At 63.1% G+C, this 21,900-nt stretch carries 20 protein-coding genes and 2 pseudogenes; 11 read left to right on the forward strand and 11 right to left on the reverse strand.

Annotated features, from left to right (window positions below):
* Window positions 1–37: 37 nt before the first annotated feature.
* Window positions 38–1,204: pseudogene (rnd, locus tag ACESNB_RS14050) on the reverse strand (ribonuclease D).
* 97 nt (window positions 1,205–1,301) lie between these two features.
* Here rnd and aspS point away from each other — a divergent pair.
* The gene (gene aspS, locus ACESNB_RS14055; protein ID WP_373008374.1) at window positions 1,302–3,125 is read left to right on the forward strand and encodes an aspartate--tRNA ligase; all 1,824 of its coding nucleotides are present in this window, start codon (window positions 1,302–1,304) and stop codon (window positions 3,123–3,125) included.
* Between the two features lie 224 nt (window positions 3,126–3,349).
* Here aspS and ACESNB_RS14060 read toward each other — a convergent pair whose 3' ends face one another.
* From ACESNB_RS14060 to ACESNB_RS14070, 3 genes are all read right to left on the reverse strand, one after another.
* A complete protein-coding gene (locus tag ACESNB_RS14060; RefSeq protein WP_373008376.1) occupies window positions 3,350–4,096 on the reverse strand; it encodes a pentapeptide repeat-containing protein in 747 nt (248 codons plus the stop codon).
* Window positions 4,097–4,237: 141 nt separating this feature from the next.
* Window positions 4,238–6,478, reverse strand: coding sequence for a hypothetical protein (locus ACESNB_RS14065; RefSeq protein ID WP_373008378.1), 2,241 nt, complete (start codon window positions 6,476–6,478; stop codon window positions 4,238–4,240).
* Window positions 6,479–6,582: 104 nt separating this feature from the next.
* A complete protein-coding gene (locus tag ACESNB_RS14070; RefSeq protein ID WP_373008380.1) occupies window positions 6,583–7,626 on the reverse strand; it encodes an FG-GAP-like repeat-containing protein in 1,044 nt (347 codons plus the stop codon).
* Between the two features lie 36 nt (window positions 7,627–7,662).
* Between ACESNB_RS14070 and ACESNB_RS14075 the strand changes: the two genes are divergently transcribed.
* From ACESNB_RS14075 to ACESNB_RS14085, 3 genes and pseudogenes are all read left to right on the forward strand, one after another.
* On the forward strand, window positions 7,663–8,055 hold the full coding sequence (locus tag ACESNB_RS14075) for an NADH:ubiquinone oxidoreductase subunit NDUFA12 (RefSeq protein ID WP_373008382.1): 393 nt from the start codon (window positions 7,663–7,665) through the stop codon (window positions 8,053–8,055).
* Entirely contained in the window at window positions 8,048–8,680 is a 633-nt protein-coding gene (gene mlaD / locus ACESNB_RS14080) for an outer membrane lipid asymmetry maintenance protein MlaD (RefSeq protein ID WP_373008383.1), read from the forward strand. Before ACESNB_RS14075 ends, mlaD begins: the two co-directional genes overlap by 8 nt.
* Window positions 8,677–9,030, forward strand: a pseudogene (locus ACESNB_RS14085) (DUF2155 domain-containing protein); the annotation flags it as partial. The gene mlaD and the pseudogene ACESNB_RS14085, both read left to right, overlap by 4 nt.
* Window positions 9,031–9,065: 35 nt before the next feature.
* Here ACESNB_RS14085 and aat read toward each other — a convergent pair.
* The 4 genes from aat to ACESNB_RS14105 all read right to left on the reverse strand — a co-directional run bounded on the left by aat (window position 9,066) and on the right by ACESNB_RS14105 (window position 12,154).
* Entirely contained in the window at window positions 9,066–9,788 is a 723-nt protein-coding gene (gene aat / locus ACESNB_RS14090) for a leucyl/phenylalanyl-tRNA--protein transferase (RefSeq protein WP_373008409.1), read from the reverse strand.
* 73 nt (window positions 9,789–9,861) lie between these two features.
* A complete protein-coding gene (gene accC, locus ACESNB_RS14095) occupies window positions 9,862–11,232 on the reverse strand; it encodes an acetyl-CoA carboxylase biotin carboxylase subunit (RefSeq protein ID WP_373008385.1) in 1,371 nt (456 codons plus the stop codon).
* Between the two features lies 1 nt (window position 11,233).
* Window positions 11,234–11,704 (reverse strand): acetyl-CoA carboxylase biotin carboxyl carrier protein, encoded by a 471-nt coding sequence (gene accB / locus ACESNB_RS14100; RefSeq protein ID WP_373008387.1) that lies wholly within the window; start codon window positions 11,702–11,704, stop codon window positions 11,234–11,236.
* 6 nt (window positions 11,705–11,710) lie between these two features.
* On the reverse strand, window positions 11,711–12,154 hold the full coding sequence (locus ACESNB_RS14105) for a type II 3-dehydroquinate dehydratase (RefSeq protein ID WP_340691686.1): 444 nt from the start codon (window positions 12,152–12,154) through the stop codon (window positions 11,711–11,713).
* A 63-nt stretch (window positions 12,155–12,217) separates the two neighbouring features.
* Here ACESNB_RS14105 and thiS point away from each other — a divergent pair, with 63 nt between their 5' ends.
* From thiS to ACESNB_RS14120, 3 genes are read left to right on the forward strand one after another with little or no spacing between them, the layout of a single operon-like run.
* On the forward strand, window positions 12,218–12,430 hold the full coding sequence (gene thiS / locus ACESNB_RS14110) for a sulfur carrier protein ThiS (protein WP_373008389.1): 213 nt from the start codon (window positions 12,218–12,220) through the stop codon (window positions 12,428–12,430).
* Between the two features lie 47 nt (window positions 12,431–12,477).
* A complete protein-coding gene (locus ACESNB_RS14115) occupies window positions 12,478–13,251 on the forward strand; it encodes a thiazole synthase (protein ID WP_373008391.1) in 774 nt (257 codons plus the stop codon).
* A complete protein-coding gene (locus tag ACESNB_RS14120) occupies window positions 13,252–14,466 on the forward strand; it encodes a TIGR03862 family flavoprotein (RefSeq protein ID WP_373008393.1) in 1,215 nt (404 codons plus the stop codon).
* On the opposite strand, the gene ACESNB_RS14125 is transcribed toward ACESNB_RS14120, so the two are convergent.
* Entirely contained in the window at window positions 14,463–15,455 is a 993-nt protein-coding gene (locus tag ACESNB_RS14125; protein WP_373008395.1) for an amidohydrolase, read from the reverse strand. The genes ACESNB_RS14120 and ACESNB_RS14125 overlap by 4 nt on opposite strands.
* A gap of 88 nt (window positions 15,456–15,543) precedes the next feature.
* Window positions 15,544–16,485 carry an isopenicillin N synthase family dioxygenase gene (locus ACESNB_RS14130; RefSeq protein WP_373008397.1) on the reverse strand — a complete coding sequence of 314 codons (942 nt, stop codon included), beginning with the start codon at window positions 16,483–16,485 and terminating at the stop codon, window positions 15,544–15,546.
* Between the two features lie 260 nt (window positions 16,486–16,745).
* On the opposite strand from ACESNB_RS14130, the gene ACESNB_RS14135 reads away from it, so the two are divergent.
* From ACESNB_RS14135 to ACESNB_RS14150, 4 genes are all read left to right on the forward strand, one after another.
* A complete protein-coding gene (locus ACESNB_RS14135) occupies window positions 16,746–17,015 on the forward strand; it encodes a hypothetical protein (protein ID WP_373008399.1) in 270 nt (89 codons plus the stop codon).
* Window positions 17,016–17,136: 121 nt separating this feature from the next.
* Complete coding sequence (locus ACESNB_RS14140; protein WP_373008401.1) at window positions 17,137–18,591, forward strand: GumC family protein; 1,455 nt, start codon at window positions 17,137–17,139, stop codon at window positions 18,589–18,591.
* Between the two features lie 6 nt (window positions 18,592–18,597).
* Window positions 18,598–19,281, forward strand: coding sequence for a hypothetical protein (locus ACESNB_RS14145; RefSeq protein ID WP_373008403.1), 684 nt, complete (start codon window positions 18,598–18,600; stop codon window positions 19,279–19,281).
* 70 nt (window positions 19,282–19,351) lie between these two features.
* Window positions 19,352–20,977, forward strand: coding sequence for a GMC family oxidoreductase (locus ACESNB_RS14150; protein WP_373008405.1), 1,626 nt, complete (start codon window positions 19,352–19,354; stop codon window positions 20,975–20,977).
* Between the two features lie 7 nt (window positions 20,978–20,984).
* Here the strand turns inward: ACESNB_RS14150 and ACESNB_RS14155 are convergent.
* A partial coding sequence (locus ACESNB_RS14155) for a serine hydrolase domain-containing protein (RefSeq protein WP_373008407.1) occupies window positions 20,985–21,900 on the reverse strand: 916 nt, incomplete at its 5' end.

The following is a 21,900-nucleotide window of genomic DNA, read 5'->3' on the forward strand; positions in this document are numbered from 1 at the left end:
ATCCCGAGCGTCGACCGGAAAGTGGGATCGGCGCCTGTCAGACGTCGAAGAGCCGGATTTCGCCGCCTTCGAACGAGACGGCGAGTTGGCCATTGAGCAGGGCCTGGGCCTTTTTGCCGAACATGTCGAAGCGCCAGCCGGTCATGGCACCGATATCTTCGCTGGTCTCGCCACGTGCGATGCGGTCGATGTCCGCCGCATTGGCGATAAGGCGCGGCACGACATTGTGCTCGTCGCTGACATGTTTGAGCAGGACCTTCAGCAATTCCGGCGCGCCGGCGGGAATCTGGGCGTTCTGCACGCGCGGTTCCAGCTCGGGGGCGTACTTGTCCGGATTGTCGATGGCATCGGTGACGGCATCCATCAGGCTCTGGCCATGTTTCGAGCGGACAAAGCCGCTGGGCACGGCGCGCAGCTGGCCATAGTCGCCTTCATTGCGCGGCTTCTGGGCGGCGATTTCCTGGATGGCATCATCCTTGAGGATGCGGCGGCGCGGCTTGTCGAGTTCCTGCGCGAGGCGTTCGCGCCAGGCGGCGACGGCGACAACCACAGCGGCCTAATCCTTCTTGGGCTTGCGCAGTTTCAGGCGCTGCCAGGCCTTCATCGGGTCGGTGTCGTATTTGACCGGATCTTCGAGGTCCGCCATTTCCTCGCGCACCCAGCCCATACGACCGGTCTTCTCGAGTTCCTCGCGCATGATCAGGTAGATGTCGCGCAGATGTGTGACGTCGCCGAGGGCATAGACGAGCTGTTTCTGGCTGAGCGGACGGCGCATCCAGTCGGTGAACTGGCTGGATTTGTCGATCTGGCGGCGCACGACGCGCTGGACGAGATTGTCGTAGGAGATCGAATCACCGAAGCCGAGCGCCATGGCGGCGATCTGGGTGTCGAAGATCGGCCCGGGCGGATGGCCGATGAGGCGATTGAAGATTTCGATGTCCTGCCGGGCGGCGTGGAACACTTTCACCCGGTTGTCGGCCGCGATCAGGTCGAGGAAGGGACCGATGTCCAGATCCTCGGCCAGCGGGTCGATCAGGCCTTCCACGCCGGGGGCGGAGGCCTGCACGAGGCAGAGCTCCGGCCAGTAGGTGGTTTCCCGATGGAATTCGGTATCGACGCAGATGAAGTCCGATTCGGCGAGTTTGCCGCACAGGTCTTCGAGCGCCGACTGCTCAGTAATAGGAGTCAAGGAGTTGTCAGTCATGATCGGGTTGCGTATCGCAGGCCCTTGACAAGTGAAAGGGCTTAAATGCCCTTGCGCCCCTGATTTCTAATGACTGCCTTTCCGGAGAAACGATCCGATGCATGCCTATCGCACCCATACATGCGGTGAACTTCGCGCGTCCCACGTGGGCGAAACCGTTAAATTGTCCGGCTGGCTGCACCGCCGCCGCGACCATGGCGGTGTCATGTTCATTGACCTTCGCGACCATTACGGCCTGACGCAGGTCGTGTTCAACCCGGGCGCGCCCGGGTTCGAGACGGTCGAGCGCCTGCGCACGGAGAGCGTCTTGTCCATCAAGGGCAAGATCGTGGCGCGCGATGCGAGCCTGGTGAATGCGAACCTTGGCAGCGGCGAGATCGAAATGGTGGCCGGGGCGGTGGAAGTGCTGTCCGAGGCAGCCGAGCTGCCGCTGCCCGTGTTCGGCGAGCCGGACTATCCGGAAGACATCCGGCTCAAGCACCGTTATCTCGACCTGCGCCGCGAGACGCTGCACAAGAACATGATCCTGCGCTCGAACGTGATCACCAGCTTGCGCCAGCGCATGGTGGCCGGGGGCTTTACCGAATACCAGACGCCGATCCTGACGGCCTCCAGTCCGGAAGGCGCACGCGACTTCCTGGTGCCGAGCCGGATTCATCCGGGCGAGTTCTATGCGCTGCCGCAGGCGCCGCAACAGTTCAAGCAGCTGTTGATGGTGTCGGGCTTTGACCGCTATTTCCAGATCGCGCCCTGCTTCCGCGACGAGGATGCGCGTGCTGACCGCAGCCCGGGCGAATTCTACCAACTCGATATCGAAATGAGCTTTGTCACGCAGGAAGACGTGTTCAACGCGATCGAACCTGTGTTGCGCGACGTATTCGAGGAATTCGCCGACTGGGACGGCAAGGGCCGTACCGTGCCGGACGAGCCGTTCGTGCATATCCCCTTTGCCGAAGCGATGCTGAAATACGGTTCCGACAAGCCGGACCTGCGCAACCCGATCATCATCTGCGACGTGTCCGACGTGGTGACGCGCGAAGACGTGACGCTGGGCGTGTTCAAGAAGATTGTCGACGGCGGCGGTATCGTGCGCGCCATCCCGGCACCGAACACGGCCGAGCAGCCACGCAGCTTCTTCGACAAGATGGATGCCTGGGCCAAGAAAGAGATGCAGGCGCCCGGCCTCGGTTATATCCGCTTCGTGGAAGATGACGGCAAGCTGACGGGCACCGGCCCGATCGCCAAGTTCTTTGCGCCTGAGGCGCTTGCTGCGCTGGCCGAGACGGCTGGCGTGAAAGCCGGCGACGCACTGTTCTTCTCCGCTGGCGACAAGACCAATGCCGTGAAACTGGCTGGCGCGGCCCGCACGCGGATCGGCGAGGAGCTTGGCCTGATCGAGCCCGGCATCTTCCGCTTCTGCTGGATCATCGATTTCCCGATGTACGAGTGGGACGAAGACAACAAGAAGGTTGATTTCAGCCATAACCCGTTCTCGATGCCGCAGGGCGGCATGGAAAAGCTGCTGGCAGCCGACACGGTGGAGAAGCAACTCGACATCAAGGCCTACCAGTATGACATCGTCTGTAACGGCATCGAGCTGTCATCCGGCGCGATCCGGAACCACCGGCCTGACCTCATGCTGAAAGCGTTCGAACTGGCCGGTTATGGTCCGGAAGTGGTGGAGGAAAAGTTCGGAGGCATGTTGAATGCGTTCCGCTATGGCGCGCCGCCGCATGGCGGGATTGCACCGGGCGTTGACCGGATCGTGATGCTGCTGGCCGAGGTCGAGAACCTGCGTGACGTGATCCTGTTCCCGATGAACCAGCAGGCGCGCGACCTGTTGATGGGCGCACCGAGCCCGGTCGATGACAAGCAGCTGAAAGAGCTGAACATCCGGCTCGCGCCTCAGGCGAAAACCTGAGGCTTGTCGCTCCTTATAGAGGACATGCAGGTTTTGGTGCGCGGGGCCTACCCCCCCCCTCTCCAGGGGGAGAACAGACTGTCCCAAGTGGAGAGATCGGCGCCGCAGAAACGAACTCCTCCCGCTGAAAGGGGGAGGTTGGGTGGGGGTCTGTCCCAGGATTTCAACAAAAGCGCCCGTCCTTCGACTTCGCTCAGGATGAGCGCTCGAAGTGTGGCGATGAATTACTGCGCCGAAACGTTGGCCGCCGTGATGACGTCACCGCAAAGCGGCAGCAGCAGGCCGGGGGGCATCAGCGTGTCGATCGAGCTGCAGGCGCCGGTGAAGTTTGCCAAGTCATGATGGGTCATGCCGGACAGGTCGGCTGCGATGAACCGTACGTCGCGGAACGAGGCACCGGCAACATCCGCGCCGGTCATCATGACGCCCGTCATGTTGGCGCCATTGAGGATGGTTGCCTTCATCACGGCCTTGTCGAACTTCACGCCAGTGAGGTTTGCGCCAGAGAGGTCAGCCTCATCGAGTTGGGTCTCGCCCAGGTCTGCTTCCGAAAAATTGGCACCAACCATCAGCGCGCCCTGCATGTTGGCCCCGCGCAGAATGGTCTTGCGGAACTCGGCACCGGTGGCCTGGACGCCCATCAGGCGGGCATTCGACAGGACGGCATCGGAAAAACGGGCGGATGTCAGGACAGCCGTGCGCAGGTCAACGCCGGACGCATTGGCGCCTTCGAAATTGGCGCTGGCGGCCTGGATGCCTCGCATGAAGGCGAATTCGAGATTGGCACCGGGATAGCTCGCCCCGCTGAGCGTCCAGCCGGACATGTTGCGACCGGCGAGATTGCATCCGCCGCACGAGCCGACATAGCCGGGTTGCCACGCGACCGGCTTGCCCTGCGCAATGGCAGGGACCGACACGCCCAATAGGGCGATCACGGCAACCAGGTTCAGGCGAAAAGGCATACCACTCATGAACCCAGAATATCGCGTTGTCTTATCCTGCTATACTGAACAAACCGTAACAACTGCAGAAGCGCACCAAGTGTTGCCAAACTGTCGCGCAGACCTTTCCCTTACGTGAGCTGACAAAAGACGGCTCCGAAACCGGCGTGATTATTTGGAGACGCGACCTTCTTCGCCACACGTGTCGCAGGATGTGTCGCCGTCTTCGCCGATCGCGAAAACCGTGAAACTGCTACAGGATTCACAGCCCTGTTCGAGATAGGCGGGCGATTCGAGTTCCTCGGCGTCTGCGTCGAGATCCGATTCGGCCTGTTTCTCGGCACGGCGCTTGTCGAGGATGACAATATTGTCGGGCAGGTGGCCACGGGAGAATCCGCGCGAGATGATCTGGGCGGCTTCTTCGGTGAAGGCGGCCGGTTCGCGTGTGGCGTCGCCTGCGCCGCGGCCAAGCCCATCATGTGTGACGTCGACCTCGGCAAGATCGTCGCGGCCAAGATAGGACACGGCCAGTTCCCGGAAAATGTAGTCGAGGATGGACGTGGCGCGAGTGATGCGGTCGTTGCCAGTGACCTGGCCGGCTGGCTCGAAGCGGGTGAACACGAAGGCATCGACGAATTCTTCCAGCGGGACGCCGTATTGCAGGCCGATTGATGTGGCGATGGCGAAATTGTTCATCAGGCTGCGGAAGGCCGCGCCCTCCTTGTGCATGTCGAGGAAGATTTCGCCGAGATGGCCATCGTCGAATTCGCCGGTGTGGAGATAGACCTTGTGGCCGCCGACGGTGGCTTTCTGGATATAGCCCTTGCGCCGGTCGGGCAGGCGGGTGCGGGTGGCGGACCGGGCTTCGTGAAATTCCGGCGAGGATTGCGGGAGGTCGGCCTCGTCGGCGAGTTCCTCGGCCAGGGAGAGAATATGCTCCATCCGGTCACGGACGTCTTCGCCGGCGGGCGTGCGATGGCCGGCCAGATGGGCGGACAGGCCGTCTGCGATGACGGCTTCCGCCATGTCGAGGCCGGCGCGGGCACTGACCGATACGACGACACCGCCGCCCAGCGCCTTGTTGCAGGCGACAGCAAAGCGGATTTCGTCTGCTGGCGACACGTCGATCACGAAACCGCATTCCTGCAGCGCGCGTGCGGCGATGGCCTCACCCGCGCCGTCAAGGGCGGCCTCGGCCTTGGCGATGTCCGCGCGGGAAAAGCCCATGGCAGACAGCACGCCGCGCCCGTCTGCATCAAAATTCTCGGGCGTGAGTTTCAGGTCGTGCGAGATGATCTCGTCGCCGAGCACCCAGCGCGAGAAGGCGGCGTTGAGTGGCAGGCCCTCGCCGAGCGCGCGGCCGACCCGGTCGAGCGCGGCTTCGGTGAAGCCCCGGTCGCGCAAGCGCGCGATGCCGAGCGCAGTTTCGAGATCCTGCGTGCCTGAATTGGATATCCGGTCGAGCACGCCAGGCAGGGCTTCGGGCGCACGCGCTGCAAGACCGATTCGCGCGGCGCGGGTGAGGCTGGGCGCGTCGTCGCCATAGGTGAGCACGGCGCGGACCGGTGCGGCGGCGTCGCTTTCGCAGTCGGGCAGGGCCGCCATCGGATCGCTGACGGGCAGGATCATGACGCAGCACGGGCGCTTGCTGCCCGACTTGCGGGCTTGGAGGCCGAGCGCTTTGGCATGGCTCGCGCTGAACGCGGCGCCGGTCGCAGCGGAGCGAACGAGGGCCGCCATGGCGGCGCCAGCGGCGATGCCAGCATCGGAGGCATAATCGAGGCCGAGCGCCATGACGGCGGCGCCAAGGCCGGTGACGACGATGATTCCGTCTTTCATGTCAGCAGCAGCGGCTTCTGCGGCGGAGATGAGGAATCCGTCCTCGAAACCGTCCGGGCTGACGGCTTGCGAGACATCGACCAGCCGGGCGGGCGTAGCGGCTGGCGGCAGGGCGTCTTGCAGGAAGACGATCTCGGCACCTTCCTTCAGCGCAGCCAGCAGGGATGCCTCAAGCGCGAAGTCGACGGGATGAGAGGTGAAGACGGCGGGCGGCGGCGCTGGCGTATCGACAGCGGCGGCGCGCAGGGCGCCAGCGGTGCGCAGGATGCCGCCGGGCAGGCGCAGGGCTTCTTCGAGCAGGTCCTGCGGCAGGCCTGAAGCGAGGGCCTCGGCCAGATCGGCATTGCGTGGGGCAGGCCCGAGGCGTTCAAGCATTTCGGCGAGCGCAAGCTGTGACACGCTCTGCAGGTTGGCAGCTGAGGCCGACGCGGCGAGCCCGTCGAGGGCCTTGGGCGTCATGTCAGCGGGTGTAAGCCCGGCAGCCCGGCAGAGCGTGCCGAATGCCGCCTCGGGCGATATGAGGCCATCGGATTCGGCGGCGATCAGGATTTCGTCCCGGCTTTGGTCAGGCATAAGCGGCTCCTTCGCGAATCACTCACGCAGAGCGTGACGGGTGCGGCGCGCAGCTTCAACTGCCGGAGGTGGATTATTGTGGGGATGGCGGCCGAATCTGGCGCTTATTCGGCTGGATTCCCGAAGATCAGGTCTGGCAGGCCGTCACCGTTCGAATCGTTGAGCGCGATACCCGGGGTGAATTCTGTCCTGCCGTCTAGAACGGGCGTGACCAGAATGCGGAACGGGAGCTCGTACTCGCCCGGGTTTGGCAGGGTGGGATCGGCGAACGGATCGGCCCGGCCGGTGACGTCCACGGGCTGGTCCGGGGCGTCGAGACTGCCGGCGCGCCTGAATTGCCCGGTGCCGTCGCCTGTGAACAACGGACTGTCGCCGTCGAAGGCATAGAGCGCGAGATCGATCCGGGCGTCGCCCGTGACGTCTTCAAGCAGGATTTGGGCATAGCTGCCCGCGCTGCCGTCTACGGGGCGTGGTATGAACTGGCCCTGGCCATCATTGAGCAGGATGAGGCAGTCCTGTCCGTCCCCGCGGGTGATCGCGAAATCTGTATCTCCATCTGCGTCCACGTCCGCTGCAGCGATCCCAGTGGCGCCGGATTCTGTGCCCGTCAGCGGTGTCGCAAGGCCAAAGCCGCCCCTGCCGTCGCCGGGCATGAGGAGGCTCACGCCCGTTCGCCGGGCAATCGCCAAATCGGGTGCGCCGTCGCCATTCGCGTCCGCAAGGACCGCGTTGATCGCTTCGCCGTCCGGACCGCCTGCCAGTGCAAACTGGCCAGTGCCATTGTTGAGTGAGATGGGCGCTGGCGCGCCGTTTTGGACGATGGCACCGTCGGCACGCACGGTATTCGTGCGTGCGTCGTCGAAGACAAAATAGGGTGAAACGCGATATTTTGGCGCCCTGTCGTGCGATTCGGGGCGGGTCTGCGCCTCGCTCGATGCGCCAAGGGCCGTGGCGACCAAGGCGGCAATCACGATGAGTTTGCCGTTCACGTTCATGCGACCTGCCTCTTTCACCATGATGTCCAGACCGGCGATGCTAAGCCAGATTGGCTGCTGAGTCAGCTGTATTGGCGCATGGGCTGGCGCATCGGGCGGATGCCGCGCATTGCCTGCCGTGGCGGTCTGGATTAACAGGCCGACTGACGCCATATTGCGGCCATCAAGTCACGTCAGGACAGGCAGACAATGCTGAAGCAGATTTTCACCTGGTGGAGCGGTATCACCGTGGGCGCCTCATTCGATATCAAGCGGCGCAGCGGCTATGTCGGTACCGACGAATATGGCAATCGCTATTTCGAGGATCGCAAGGCGTCGCTCGAAGGGCGCCACCGCCGGTACGTGATGTACAAGGGCCTGGCCGAACCGTCGAAAGTGCCGGCAGACTGGCATGGCTGGCTGCACTATACGGTGAACGAGCCTCCGACCCACATGCCGCTGGAGCGGCGCGACTGGGAAACGGATCATACGCCTAACATGACCGGCACGCCCTACGCGGTGAAACCCAAAGGCAGCCTGTCGGAAGGCGCCCGACGTCAGAAGTCCGACGGCGATTACGAGGCCTGGACACCCGATGCGTGAGTCGTTCTTCGAAACCCTTGTCGGCGCGCTGGTTGTGGTCGTTGCCGCCGTGTTCCTCTGGTTCTCGCTCGCCGTTGGCGGCGATACCGAAACCAAGGGTGACCAATACAATGTGCTGGCCCGGTTCAACAATGTGTCCGGAATCTCGCGCGGATCCGACGTGCGCATCGCCGGCGTAAAGGCTGGCGTTGTCAAATCGATCGAAGGCGATCCGACGCGATTCGAAGCGGTGCTGACGTTGTCGCTCGACAAGAAATGGGAGCTTCCGGACGACACCGATGCGCGGATTTCGACGGATGGCCTGCTTGGCGGTAGCTATATCGGCCTCGAACCGGGCGGCGGCTTCGACACGATCCCCCAGGATGGCACCGGCGAAATCAAGTATACACGTGGTAGCGTTGACCTGCTGACCCTGTTTGCCTCGTTCGCAGCCGGTGGTGGTGGTGGTGGAGATACGGCAGAGAGTGCAGAGCAACCGGACGCCGCACCTGAGCTTGCGTCTGAGCCCGTCGCCCAGCCGGCCCCGAAGCCCGCGCCGTCAGCCGCTCCCCAGACCGTAACGCCATCCGAGCCGGCTGTGGTGCCCGCTGACGATCCCTATCCTGCCGGAGATGACGGACAATGATCCGATTCCTTGCTGCAACCGCGCTTGGCCTCAGCCTGATCGGCGCTGCGCACGCGGCGACCTTCGACCAGAAGAACACGGCAACGTTGCGGGCCCTGGACAAGATCACCGGGCGTTCGACGGACATTGACGTGAAGGTCGGTGAACCGGTCGTGTTCGGTTCGCTTAGAGTGGAGCTGAAGGCCTGTTACCAGACCCCGCCTGAAGAGGCGCCGGAGAGCGCGGCTTTCCTGAAAATACATTCGACGCAACCTGTTGCCGTCGAAACAATGGACGCTGCCGTGTCGGCCGATGTGGTGGAAACGGTGAGCGAAGAGAACCCGGAACTTTTCTCGGGCTGGATGTATGCATCTTCGCCCGGCCTCAGCGCGCTGGAGCACTCAGTCTATGATATCTGGGTGATCCGCTGTACCGCGCCAACTCCGGTGAAGCTGCCGACGCCCGTCATCGCGCCGGCCGACGAGCCGCTGCTGGACGATGTCCCGCCGTCGCTGGATACTGAACCGACCCCGGAATAGAAATCCGCCGCGACCGTCAGCGCGTCGCGCAGGCGCGCCTTGAAATCCGCACGTGGAATCTCGATCAATCCGAATTGTTCGAGATGCGGGTTATGGAATTGCGCGTCGAGCAGTGTGTAGCCGCCGGCGATCAGACGGGCAGCGAGATGAACCAGCGCGATCTTTGACGCATCGGTGGCGCGCGAAAACATGCTCTCGCCGAAAAAGGCTCCGCCAATCGCGACGCCGTATAGTCCGCCAACGAGCTGGTCGCCGTCCCAGCATTCGATGGAATGGGCGTGCCCCTCGCGGTGAAGAGTACTGTAAAGATTGAGGATCGCGGAATTGATCCAGGTGCTTTCGCGCCCGGCGCCTTCCTCGGCACAAAATTCCATGACGCGTGTGAACGCCGTGTCGGCGGTGACGCGGTAAGGTTCCTGGATCACGGTGCGCTTCAGGCGCCGGGGGATATGGAAGGCGTCGAGGGGAAGGATGCCACGTAAGTCCGGATCGACGAGGAAGAGGTTCGGATCATCACGCGAATCCGCCATCGGAAAGACGCCCCGGCGATAGCAGGCGAGCAGATCCTGGGTTCCGAAGCGCGATGACATGATTTGAATATGAATTTCGCTGGCGCGCCTGTCCATGGGGCAGACTGCGCCAGCTGTTGTGAAGGCCTGCGGTTTATTCGGCCGTGCTCTTGTTCTCGGCGAGGAATTTTTCGAGCCAGTGGATATTGTAGTTCCCAGCCAGCACGTCTTCATTGTCGACGAGGCGGCGATGGAGGTCGAGCGTCGTGAAGACGCCGCCGACGACCATTTCGGCCAGCGCACGGCGCAGGCGCATGATGCATTCGCTGCGTGTACGACCGTGCACAATGAGCTTGCCGATCAGCGAATCGTAATGCGGCGGGATGCGGTAACCGGCATAGGCGGCGCTATCGAGACGCACGTCCGGGCCGCCTGGGGCATGGAAATCCGTGATCAGGCCAGGTGAAGGTACGAAGGTTTCAGGGTGTTCGGCATTGATTCGGCACTCGATGGCGTGGCCGACGAGCATCACATCTTCCTGGCGGAAGGACAGCTCCTTGCCTTCGGCAATGCGAATTTGCTCGCGCACGAGGTCGATGCCGGTGATCATCTCGGTGACTGGGTGTTCGACCTGCAGGCGGGTGTTCATTTCGATGAAGTAGAACTTGCCGTCCTCATAGAGAAACTCGATCGTGCCAACGCCGCGATAGCCGAGCTCTTTCATGGCACGGGCGCAGATGCCGCCGATTTCTTCGCGCTGGGCCTGGTTGAGAGCGGGAGACGGGGCTTCCTCAAAGACTTTCTGGTTGCGGCGCTGGAGCGAGCAGTCGCGCTCCCAGAGGTGGGCCACGTTGCCATGCGTGTCGGCAATGATCTGGACTTCGATATGGCGCGGACCCTCAAGGTATTTCTCGAGATAGACAGCGTCGTCACCGAATGCGGCCTTGGCCTCGGTCTTGGCGGTTTTTACCGCATTTTCGAGGTCGGCCTCGGTTCTTGCCAGCTTCATGCCGCGACCACCGCCACCGGCAGAAGCCTTCACGAGGACCGGGAAGCCGATCTTCTTGGCGGCCTTCTTGGCCTCGGCAATTGAGGTCAACGCGCCTTCGGAGCCGGGCACACAAGGCACACCGGCCTCGATCATCGCGACCTTGGCGGCAATCTTGTCGCCCATGATGCGAATGTGCTCGGCGGTCGGGCCGATGAAGGCGAGGCCGTGAGCCTCGACCATTTCGGCGAACTGGGCGTTTTCCGACAGGAAGCCATAGCCGGGATGGATCGCATCGGCGCCAGTGATTTCGGCGGCCGCGAGGATTTGGGATTTCTTGAGATAGCTTTCCGATGAGGGCGGCGGGCCGATGCAGACGCTTTCGTCGGCAAGGCGTACGGCCATGGCGTCCCGGTCGGCGGTGGAGTGAACCACAACCGTCATGAGGCCCATTTCCTTGCAGGCGCGGTGAATTCGCAGGGCAATCTCGCCGCGATTGGCGATCAGGACCTTCTTGATCGTGCGTTGCTCGGCCATGCTATTCAATCAGGGCCAGCGGTTCGCCAAATTCCACCGGCTGCGAGTCGGTGACGTAAAGCGCCGTCAGGGTGCCGGCGCGGTCGGCTTCGACCGGATTGAAGGTTTTCATGGCTTCGACAAGCATCAGCGTGTCGCCCTTTTTGACCTTGTCACCGATATTGAAGAACTGTTTCGTGCCCGGTTCAGGGGACAAGTAGACGGTGCCGACCATGGGCGACTTGATCGCATTGTCCGACACGGCAGGTGCCGCGGGCGCGCCTGCAGCGGCAGGGGCTGCAGCAGCGGCGACCGGGGCGGCAGCGACGGGCGCGGCCATGACCGCGCTTTGCATCACAGGTGCAGCCGGCTTGCTGACCCGGATTCTCAGGCCGTCATGCTCGATTTCGACTTCGCCGAGGTCCGCTTCCCTCAGGATCGCGGCCAGTTCCCGGACGAGGCCGGTGTCGAGTTTTGTCTTTGCAGTGCTCATGGGACGCTAAATATCTCCTTGGCCCGTCAGGGACTTGGCTGCCAGAAGCGCAAGCTCATAACCGTAGGCGCCGAGGCCCGCAATCGTAGCTTTTGCGACAGGTGCAACGTAATTCACTTGGCGGAAGGCTTCGCGCGCCGCCGGGTTGGACAGGTGCACTTCGATAACAGGCACTTTGCAGGCCCTGAGGGCGTCATGCAAGGCCACAGATGTATGTGTGAAGGCCGCAGCGTTGAGGATGAGGACAGAGCCATCGCGAGAGGCTTCCTGGACCCAATCCACCAGTTCGCCCTCATGATTGGTCTGGCGCGCCTCTATGGGCACGCCGGCAGACAGGCTGCGCAGGCGAGCATGGATATCTTCGAGTGTTTCGTAGCCATAAATCTCCGGCTCGCGCGTACCGAGCAGGTTGAGGTTTGGCCCACCGAGAACATATATCGGTTTTGACATGCGCCCCGTCTTGCTCTGGAACGCCCGGCAAGGCAAGGGGGCTTTGAACCGGAGGCGGCAGACATGCAGATAACCCTGAATGGTGAGGCAAGGCAGGTTAACCAAGGCACGACCCTTTCTATGCTGCTGGAAGAGCTGTCGGAGGCCACGGGACGCGACCCGCGCGGCATTGCCGTGGAGCGCAATCTGGAGATCGTGCCGAAGTCTGAACATGCCTTTACCGTGCTGGAAGAGGGCGACCGGCTGGAACTGGTACAGTTCGTCGGGGGCGGTTGACCGGCGAGGAGTTGACGGACGGGGTCAACGCGGCCAGATCAGCAGACATGACTGACGCACCCCTGATCATCGCCGGAAAATCCTATGCGTCGCGACTCATTGTCGGGACAGGTAAATATGCGAGCTACCAGCAGAACGCCGATGCAGCGCGCGCGGCGGGCGCCGAGATCGTTACCGTGGCGCTTCGGCGGGTGAACCTGTCGGACCCGAGCCAGGAAATACTGACCGACTTCGTCAAGCCGGACGAGTTTACTTATCTGCCCAACACGGCAGGCTGCTACACGGCGGACGAGGCCGTGCGGACGCTGCGCCTGGCGCGCGAGGCCGGTGGCTGGAATCTCGTGAAGCTGGAAGTGCTGGCCGACCAGAAAACGCTCTATCCGAACATGCCGGAGACGCTTGAGGCCGCCAAGGCGCTGATCGCGGACGGGTTCGAGGTCATGGTCTACTGCTCGGATGACCCGGTTTACGCCAAGATGCTGGAAGATGCCGGCTGCTGCGCAATCATGCCGCTTGGCAGCCTGATCGGCTCGGGTCTCGGCATCATGAACCCGGTCAACATCCGCCTGATCGTGGAACAGACCCGCGTGCCGGTGATTGTGGACGCCGGCGTCGGCACGGCGTCGGACGCGGCGATTGCGATGGAGCTGGGTTGTGACGGCGTGCTGATGAACACCGCGATTGCGGCAGCAAAAGACCCGATCCTGATGGCGAGCGCGATGAAACATGCGGTGATCGCCGGGCGCGAGGCCTATCTCGCCGGACGGATGCCGAAGAAAATGTATGCCGACCCGAGTTCACCCCTGGCCGGTTTGATTTAGGTGGGCGCCGCAATCATTGGCGCGGGGCCGGCCGGCCTGATGGCTGCCGAGGCGCTGACCGCACGCGGCATCAATGTCGACATCTATGACGCGATGCCGAGTGTCGGGCGGAAATTCCTGATGGCGGGCAAGAGCGGGCTGAATATAAGCCATGCCGAAGATGCGGACGTATTCCTGTCGCGCTATCGCGGGGATGCCCGGTTGGCAGAGATGGTCAAGGCATTCGGGCCGCATGAAATCACGGAATGGATGCAGGGGCTTGGCATTGCCGCCCATACCGGTCCGACGGGGCGCGTGTTTCCGGAGATGATGAAGGCCTCACCCTTGCTGCGGGCCTGGCTTGTCCGGTTGCAGGAGATGGGCGCTGTTCTGCATCCGCGGCATCGCTGGCAGGGATGGGATAAGACAGGTTCACTCATGTTTGACACGCCGGATGGCGCCGTGACGGCGACACCCGATGCGACGGTGCTGGCGCTGGGCGGCTCGAGCTGGAAACGTCTTGGGTCTGACGGTGCGTGGGCGTCCTTGCTGGCCGGCAAGGGTGTGGCGACGGCGCCGTTCGGGCCGTCGAATTGCGGGTTTCTAGTCGACTGGTCGGATCACCTGAAAGAAAAATTCCCGGGCGATCCGGTGAAGTCCGTGCGTCTGTGGACGGACGGTACGCACGGTCGTCAAGAGACGCGATCTGAATTCGTGATTACAGAGCGCGGGCTTGAGAGCGGCGGAATCTATACGCTGTCGGCGACACTCGTTGATGGGCTGGCGCGGAACGGCAAGGCGGCGCTGTTCGTGGACCTTCTGCCGGACATGGATGACGGCGCGATTGCCGAGAAACTCGCTCGGCCGCGCGGCAAGCAGTCCATGGCCAATCATTTGCGCAAGAGCGTCAATCTGTCCGGCGTGAAGCTGGCACTCTTGCATGAAGCGACGGGCGGGCCGCTGCCGGCTGCCCCTTCGGCACTGGCAAAGCTGATCAAGGCAGTGCCGATCAAGATCACAGGCACGGCGCCGCTGGACGAGGCGATCTCGACCACAGGCGGCGTGGCGTGGAGCGCGCTGGATGAGCATCTCATGCTGCGCGACATGCCGGGCGTGTTCTGTGCCGGGGAGATGACCGACTGGGACGCGCCGACTGGCGGCTACCTGATCACGGCCTGTCTTGCGACAGGCAAGGCCGCAGGCGCAGGCGCGGCGAACTGGCTCGCGCGCACCTAGAGCCGGTAGATCTTGCGGGCGGTGCCGCTGAACATCGCGGTCTGGTCAGTCTCGGAATAGTCGGCGGCAATCTTCTTCAGGCCATTCCAGAGCGTGCGATAACCGATGGACAGGCGGTCGACCGGGAAGTTGCTTTCGAACATGCAGCGCTCGGGCCCGAAGCATTTGATGGCGTGGTGGTAATAGGGCGCCTGCGCCTCGACGAATTCGTCGGATGTGGGCGGCGTGGCGCGCGTGTTCCAGCCGAATCCATTGTCGGGCATGGCGAGGCCGCCAATCTTGGCGAACACGTTCGGGCGCTCGGCAACGGCGGCGATATCGTCTTTCCATTTGGCGAAAATGTCTTCGCGCTTGTCGGCATAGGGGCCGACGCCGATAGGCGTGCCGAAATGATCGAGCACCATTGTCGTGTCTGGCACCGCGCTGGCGAGATCGGCGAAATCAAGAATCTGGTGGTGATAGTTCCAGGTGTCATAGGTGAAGCTGCGCTGACCAAGGCGCGCGACGCCGCGGCGGAAGTCTGTGTCGAAGTAGAGCCCCTCTGGCGCGCGGCCGGGGATTGAAAAGATGTCCTTGTGGGGGTCGAATGAGCCGGCATGACGGATGCCACAGAACAGGCCGTTGGCGGCCGCGACATGGGCGTCGAGAACCTCATCGAGGTTGGCGAGGCGAAGGTCGGCATGACCGACAATGCCAGCGATGGTCGCCTTGTCGGGATCGGCGGCGGAGCGGGCGGCAGCTGCAGCCACGAATTCGGTTTCGCCTATGGGTTTCAGATGGTCCGGGCCATCCCTACGATAGGATGAACCGCATTCCATGAACACGGTCTGGACCACGTTGTGGCCGTCTTCGGTGTCGGACCAGAGTTCCTCGAGGTCGTAGCTGAGATGCGGTTTGGGCCAGAGGTGGTGGTGCGGGTCGACGATCTCGCGATCGGGATCAATCACGTCTTCGCGGACCTGCGCGAGCCATTCCGTATTGTTGAACATGGGTTCCTCCTGCCTTGCCGCCAGCTTCTGATGAACTGTGCCACCTATTCAGGCGCAATGGGAGGGCGAGGCAAGGGGTGCCGTGGGGCTAGGCTTTCACCAGCCCGATCTCGCGTAGGCGTTCCATAAGATAGTCCTGCGCCGTGATCGGCGGCTGGGCCGTGCCGCCTTCGGCGACGCAACCGTGCAGGGCCTTGATCACGACGTCCTGGTTGAAGTGCAGGAAGAAGGGCGTCGAGTAGCGCGGGAATTTCGCGCGCTCCGGCGATGGATTGACGACGCGGTGCGTGGTGGAAGGCAGGACGCCAGCCGTGAGGCGCTGCAGCATGTCACCGCAATTGACGACGAGCGCGCCCGGTGGCGGGTTGACGCTCAGCCACTCGCCGGATCGGTGCTTGACCTCAAGGCCGGCTTCCTCGGCCCCGAGCAGTAGCGTGATGACATTGATGTCTTCATGGGCGCCGGCGCGGACCGTGCCTTCGGGTGGCGGGCTTTCCTGCGGCGGGTAGTGCAGCAGGCGGAGGATGGAATTGCCCATCTCGACGCGGTCCTCGAACCACATCTCGTCGAGGCCAAGGTGCAGCGCGATAGCCCGCAACAGGTCGCGGCCCATGTCGTCGAGCGCATCGAAGAGGGCGCGGGTGGCGCGGTCAAAATCCGGTATCTCGCCGACGCTGGGCGTGTCGGCCATGGTTTCGCGGTAAGGCGATTTCGGCGGCAGGAGGCGGCCGGTGTGCCAGAATTCCTTGAGGTCTGCCTTGGCGGCGCCCTTTGCATTCTCAATGGCAAAAGCGGTGTAGCCGCGCTGGCCGCCGCCGGACTTGCCGTCATAGGCGAGTTTGGCGATATCCGGCATGGCGAAGAAGGCCTTGGTGGCGCGCAGGTTCTCGTCAATGACGCCTTGGCCGATGGGATGTCCGGCGATGACGGCAAAGCCCGTCTCACGGAACGAGTTTCCCAGCGCTTCGGCAAAACCAGCCTTGTCTTCGCGCCACAGCGCGTACGGGATCGGTTTGAAATATTCGGTCATGGGTTCGGTTTGCCAGATTGTCGCGAGAGCGGAAAGTAAAAATGGTTTTTGCGGCTGTCAGAGGCCTGTGAGCGGGTAGGGTTAACGGGGTGCCTCCGGACGGTAACACTCTGCCCCTTTGGGCCCTCTGGCGTTAACTATAACGCAAATCTCTCACGGCACTCTCCACACATCGCCGGACAAGGCGGGTGGTGGTCGCCAAGGCAGGACACGGGAATGATCCCGGCGATGCGGCGGCAAGGTGAAACAGGAACAAGACAATGCCCTTTGCAGATTACGCTATAGACCTCGCTTCGATGCTCGGACCGGATTCGGCTACCGAGGAACTTTACCAGGCCGGCCTGGTCTATTCGACCGGCCTCAACGTTGAAGTCGACATGATTGCCGCGCACAAATGGTTCAACCTTGCCGCCCTGCGCGGGATGGAAGACGCCAAGATCCAGCGCGCCGAACTGGCCGACATGATGTCGTCCGACGAGGTCAAGCAGGCCCTCCAGTCAGCCCGCGAGTGGCTCAAACTGATGAACTAGGCTTTTGCGGCTCGCCCGGACGCTGATGCTCCTGTCCGGGCGCCGTTGTTAAGCTTAATGAAATATCAAACGCCAGCGTGCGAGTTTGATTCTTCACGCGCTGTGAGGAGCCGCAACCGACATGCCTTTGAACGAGGCCCCCAACCGAGATCCGGCGAAAAACGGCATGGCGCGGGCATCCGCGTCGCGGCCACGGCTTGGGGCAGCGGACCTGATTGTGCAGTTCTGGCGGGCCAAGTGGCTGATGCTGCTGGTGTTCGTGCCGGTGTTTGCACTAGGCCTCGCGGCGGCTATATCACGACCTGACCAGTTTGAATCGCGCTCCCGCCTGATCGTGCCTTCGGTCAGCGGCGCCAGTCATGACGATCTCGTCCAGCCCGAGCTGGAATTCCTGCGCAGTCCGGTGATTGTTGCCCGTGTGCTCGACCGGTTTCCGATGTCGCGCCTGTATCCTGCGCTCAACGAGTCCTGTGAGGCCAGGAGCCGCGCGGTGCGAGTCGATGCCGGAGGTCTTCGCCGCCTCGCCGCAGAGTGTCGCCAGATGAGCGCCGACGCGATGGAGCGGGACTTCCAGGTCTGGGCGTCATCGCGGGCGCCCGTCATCACGGCGACTTACAAGAATGGAGACGCGGAAACTTCCGCAGAGGTCCTCAATGCGCTCATCGGCGCCTATCTTGCCTATAGCTCGCAAGTGTTGGCGCAGCCCCAGTCCATCAGGCCACCGATTGATCGGACCACACTGGAAGCTCGGCTGCTGGAATCTGAAGCCGCAGTCGGCGGTTTCCTGGAGGTGCAGGGCATCAGCAATTTCGAAGCAGAGCGTGATACCGTTCAGGCGCTCTACCAGGCAGCCAGTGAAGACCTGTTGGGAACGGATTCCCGTCTCCAGCAGGTGGAGAGCCAGCTTGGCGCCTATCGCGTGCAGATCAGGGCGATCCGGCCGCAACAACGCCTCTTCGTCGAGGACTCGACCGAGAAGACGCTGATCGACATGAAGCTCGAACGCGAAGCGCTGCTGGTCAACCATTTGCCGGGGTCTGTTGTGGTGCAGGACATGGACCGGCGCATTGCCCGAGCCGAAACCTTTATCGATACGCTGGACCGACCTGTTGGCACGGTGCGGACGGGGCCGAACCCGCGCTATGAACAGATGCTGTCGGTTATCGGCGATCTTCAGGCCGAAGCGGCGTCCCTGAAAGACCAGCAGGCCGCCCTTGCAAGGCAGATAGCCGGGTTCGAGGCGCGTCAGGCCCGCCTCACCAGCCTCACGCCGCGCTACAAGGAATTGATGCGCAAGCGGGACTTGCTGGAGCGCGACCTGATGTCCGAGGTGAGACAGGATGTGGACGCGAACGTGAGCCGCTTCTATGGCATTCGCGTGCTTGAGCCCGCCAGCGTACCGGTGCGGCCGACCGCGACGCGGTCCGTCGCGGCGGTGCTCGCCTTCTTGCTGGCCTGTTTCGCCGCGATTGTTGCCGGGCTGTTGAAGGCCCTGACCCGTAAAGGCTTTGCCACGCGGCGCTCGGTTGAGCGAACGTTGGACCTGCCCGTGCTCGCGACTGTCGGGGAGGCCTGAGCGAGGATGCGCGACCTGCGGCCGGATCTGGCGACGCTGTGGAGCGTTGCATCGCGCCTGAGGCCGCAGCAGGGCGCCCGCACTATTATGTTTGTCGCGGCGCGCAGTGGCGAGGGCACGAGCAGCATGGCGGCCTCGTTCGCCTTGATGGCGGCCGAGCATGCCGAACGGACGGCCTGGCTGGTCAGTCTCGAACTGACGGAGAATGCGGATTATGATGCGTTTGACATCGGCTTTGCGAAGAACGTGGCGCGGCCCGGTCGCGCCTATGACGCGTCGCTCGGATGCGCGCCGATGTATGAATTGATGCCGGCAGCGCGTGGCAGCGCGAAACTGCTCACCGCACATCCTGTGGCCGGGACAAGGCTGTTGGTCACACGGTTTCGCACGGAACGGCTGGCGGTTGGACAGACGGTGCGGCTGCGGTCGCAGGCGGGCTGGTGGCAGGCGCTGCGCCGGTCAACCGACTGGATCATCGTCGATGCGCCGGCGCTGGACCGCTCGGACGCAGCACTGGATGTGGCGAGTGAAGCTGACGGCGTCGTACTGGTCGTGCAGGCTGAATCGACCGGTGCCGAGGAGGTGGCCAATGCACAGCTCGCCATCGAGCGACGTGGGGGGTATGTCATCGGCGTGGTGCTCAACCGTATGCGGGCCGATGCGCGATTTGCGGGACGGATCGCGAGTTAGGGCAAGGCTTGCGACTGGCGCACTGCATTTGCGTCCTGTAGTCAGGTGCAAAGCCATAAGGACCGTCCCATTGCCTGTTGCAGACCCGATTGATGGCGAATACGACTATATTGTTATCGGTGCCGGATCGGCAGGATGCGTTGCCGCCAACCGGCTGTCAGCGGACCCGCGTAAGCGTGTGTTGTTGCTCGAGGCGGGCGGGCGCGACAACTGGATATGGTTCCATATTCCGGTCGGTTATCTTTTCGCCATCGGCAATCCGCGATCTGATTGGATGTTTGACACGGTTGCGCAAGCAGAACTGAACGGACGCAAGCTGTCCTATCCGAGAGGCAAGGTGCTTGGCGGTTCATCTGCGATCAACGCGATGATTTCCATGCGGGGGCAGGCGGCGGACTATGACCATTGGCGCGACCTTGGCTTGCCGGGATGGGGCTGGTCGGATGTCTTGCCGGTGTTCAAGCGGATCGAGGACCATTTCCTTGGCGACACCGAACACCATGGCGCGGGAGGCGAGTGGCGCGTCGAATACCCTCGTGTCCGCTGGGACATTCTCGATGCGGTCAGTGATGCCGCCTGCGAGATGGGTGTTCCGGCGACGGAGGATTTCAATACGGGTGACAATGAGGGTGTCGGTTATTTCCACGTCAACCAGAAGCGGGGCCTGCGCTGGTCGGCGGCGCGGGGCTTCCTGAAACCGGCATCGCGGCGCAGCAATCTGCGGGTCGAAACCGGTTGCCTTGTCGATCGGCTGATCATGAAAAACGGGCGCGCTGTGGGCATTGAGTATTTGCAGAACGGGCGGCGCCGACAGGCCGCGGCCAAGGGCGAAGTCATCCTGTGCGCCGGGGCGATCGGGTCGGTGCAGATACTGCACCGCTCAGGAGTCGGGCCTGCTGACTGGCTGAAGGCGGCGGGCATCGCCCCTGTGATTGACCGCCAGGGGGTGGGCCGGAACCTCCAGGACCATTTGCAGCAGCGGGCGATCTTTCGGGTGTCCGGTACGCGGACACTCAACGAGACCTATCATTCCCTGCTTGGCCGGATGGGCATGGGGCTGGACTATGCCGTGCGGCGGCGCGGGGCGCTGACAATGGCGCCCTCGCAGCTGGGCATCTTTGCGCGGTCGGATGCGGGGCAGGACAGGGCCAACCTGGAGTTCCACATCCAGCCGTTATCGCTCGACAAGTTCGGTGAGCCGCTGCATCGGTTTCCGGCAATTACGGCGAGCGCCTGTAATTTGCGTCCCACGTCGCGCGGCGAAGTGAGGATCGAATCGGCGGCGCTGGATGCCAAGCCCCTCATCAATCCGAACTATCTTGCGACCGAAACTGACCGGACTGTGGCGGCGGATGCCATAAGGATGACACGGCGCCTGATGGCGCAGGCTGCGTTGGCGCCGTTCCATCCGGACGAGATGCTGCCGGGCCCGGGCGTTGGGGATGATGACGTGTCTCTTGCGAAGGCGGCGGGCGACATCGGCACGACGATCTTCCATCCGGTCGGGACAGCGAGGATGGGACGTGCCGATGACCCGCTGGCCGTGGTGGACAAGGACCTGAAAGTGCATGGCGTGGGCGGGCTGCGCGTGATCGATGCCTCCGTGATGCCGACAATCGTGTCGGGAAACACGAACACGCCAACAATCATGATCGCCGACAAGGTATCGCGGGACATGGCGGCGGGTCGGTCGTGAATCGTACCTAGCGGAAGCAGTCTGCGACCTTTGCCAGCCAGCGCCTGACCTCGTCGCCCTGTTCATCCATCGAATTGCCGTGGCGTACCAGGATGACGTCGAGCTCTGGCACGAGGACAGTGTACTGCCCTTGATACCCATTGGCCGAGAAACTGCCGGGGCCGCACAGGCCGAGCCACCAGTGGGCGCCGTAGCCGAGCGGTTCGGCTGGCGGCGTGTTTGTTGGCGTGCGGGCATAGTCGACCCAGCCTTCGGGCAGGATGCGCTGGCCATCCCAGACACCGTCGCGCATGTAGAGCAGGCCGAAGCGGGCGAAGTCGCGCGCGGTAGCGTAGCAGAAGGATGAGCCGATGAAGGTGCCCTGTTCGTCAAATTTCGGTTGCGCAGACTGAACGCCGATCGGTTCGAACAGTTCACGGAACATCCACGATCGGAAGGCGTCTCCCGAGCTGCCCAGCGCGCGGGCGGCGCAGCGGGCGACGATATTGGTGGTGCCGCTAGCATAGCTCCAGGCGCTGCCGGGTTCATGCACGAGCGGAAAGTTCGCGGCGAAACTGGCCACGTCATCCTTGCCCTCGCCGAACAGCATTTCGATCACGTCGGACACGCCGGCATCGACATAGTCCTCGGCGAATTTCAGGCCGCTCGACATGCGCAGCAGCTGATCGAGCGTGATGTGGCGGCGCGGGTCACCCGGAGCCTGCCATTCCGGGACGTCGGCGGGCGCGTGAACGTCGATCAGGCCTTCCCGCGTTAGAATACCGACCAGCGCATGCGTGATGCTCTTGGCTTCCGACCAGGACGGATAGGTATCGCCGACCGTATATTCGCGCCAATAGCGCTCGCTGACGATGCGCCCGCCTTGCACCGCGAGGAAGGCATGGGTTTCGCCCATCACCTCAGGCGCGGGGTCGCTGAAGGCG

The organism is Hyphomonas sp., from assembly GCF_041689225.1.
Taxonomy (GTDB): domain Bacteria; phylum Pseudomonadota; class Alphaproteobacteria; order Caulobacterales; family Hyphomonadaceae; genus Hyphomonas.

What these genes read in the sequence shown, in the direction of transcription:
- aspS (WP_373008374.1), top strand. Translation starts at nt 1,302, where the DNA reads ATGCATGCCTATCGCACCCATACATGCGGTGAACTTCGCGCGTCCCAC.
- thiS (WP_373008389.1), top strand. Translation starts at nt 12,218, where the DNA reads ATGCAGATAACCCTGAATGGTGAGGCAAGGCAGGTTAACCAAGGCACG.
- ACESNB_RS14060 (WP_373008376.1), bottom strand. Translation starts at nt 4,096, where the DNA reads ATGAGTGGTATGCCTTTTCGCCTGAACCTGGTTGCCGTGATCGCCCTA.
- ACESNB_RS14115 (WP_373008391.1), top strand. Translation starts at nt 12,478, where the DNA reads ATGACTGACGCACCCCTGATCATCGCCGGAAAATCCTATGCGTCGCGA.
- ACESNB_RS14130 (WP_373008397.1), bottom strand. Translation starts at nt 16,485, where the DNA reads ATGACCGAATATTTCAAACCGATCCCGTACGCGCTGTGGCGCGAAGAC.
- ACESNB_RS14145 (WP_373008403.1), top strand. Translation starts at nt 18,598, where the DNA reads ATGCGCGACCTGCGGCCGGATCTGGCGACGCTGTGGAGCGTTGCATCG.
- ACESNB_RS14135 (WP_373008399.1), top strand. Translation starts at nt 16,746, where the DNA reads ATGCCCTTTGCAGATTACGCTATAGACCTCGCTTCGATGCTCGGACCG.
- ACESNB_RS14125 (WP_373008395.1), bottom strand. Translation starts at nt 15,455, where the DNA reads ATGTTCAACAATACGGAATGGCTCGCGCAGGTCCGCGAAGACGTGATT.
- ACESNB_RS14075 (WP_373008382.1), top strand. Translation starts at nt 7,663, where the DNA reads ATGCTGAAGCAGATTTTCACCTGGTGGAGCGGTATCACCGTGGGCGCC.
- ACESNB_RS14105 (WP_340691686.1), bottom strand. Translation starts at nt 12,154, where the DNA reads ATGTCAAAACCGATATATGTTCTCGGTGGGCCAAACCTCAACCTGCTC.
- ACESNB_RS14140 (WP_373008401.1), top strand. Translation starts at nt 17,137, where the DNA reads ATGCCTTTGAACGAGGCCCCCAACCGAGATCCGGCGAAAAACGGCATG.
- aat (WP_373008409.1), bottom strand. Translation starts at nt 9,788, where the DNA reads ATGTCATCGCGCTTCGGAACCCAGGATCTGCTCGCCTGCTATCGCCGG.
- ACESNB_RS14070 (WP_373008380.1), bottom strand. Translation starts at nt 7,626, where the DNA reads ATGGCGTCAGTCGGCCTGTTAATCCAGACCGCCACGGCAGGCAATGCG.
- mlaD (WP_373008383.1), top strand. Translation starts at nt 8,048, where the DNA reads ATGCGTGAGTCGTTCTTCGAAACCCTTGTCGGCGCGCTGGTTGTGGTC.
- accB (WP_373008387.1), bottom strand. Translation starts at nt 11,704, where the DNA reads ATGAGCACTGCAAAGACAAAACTCGACACCGGCCTCGTCCGGGAACTG.
- ACESNB_RS14065 (WP_373008378.1), bottom strand. Translation starts at nt 6,478, where the DNA reads ATGCCTGACCAAAGCCGGGACGAAATCCTGATCGCCGCCGAATCCGAT.
- accC (WP_373008385.1), bottom strand. Translation starts at nt 11,232, where the DNA reads ATGGCCGAGCAACGCACGATCAAGAAGGTCCTGATCGCCAATCGCGGC.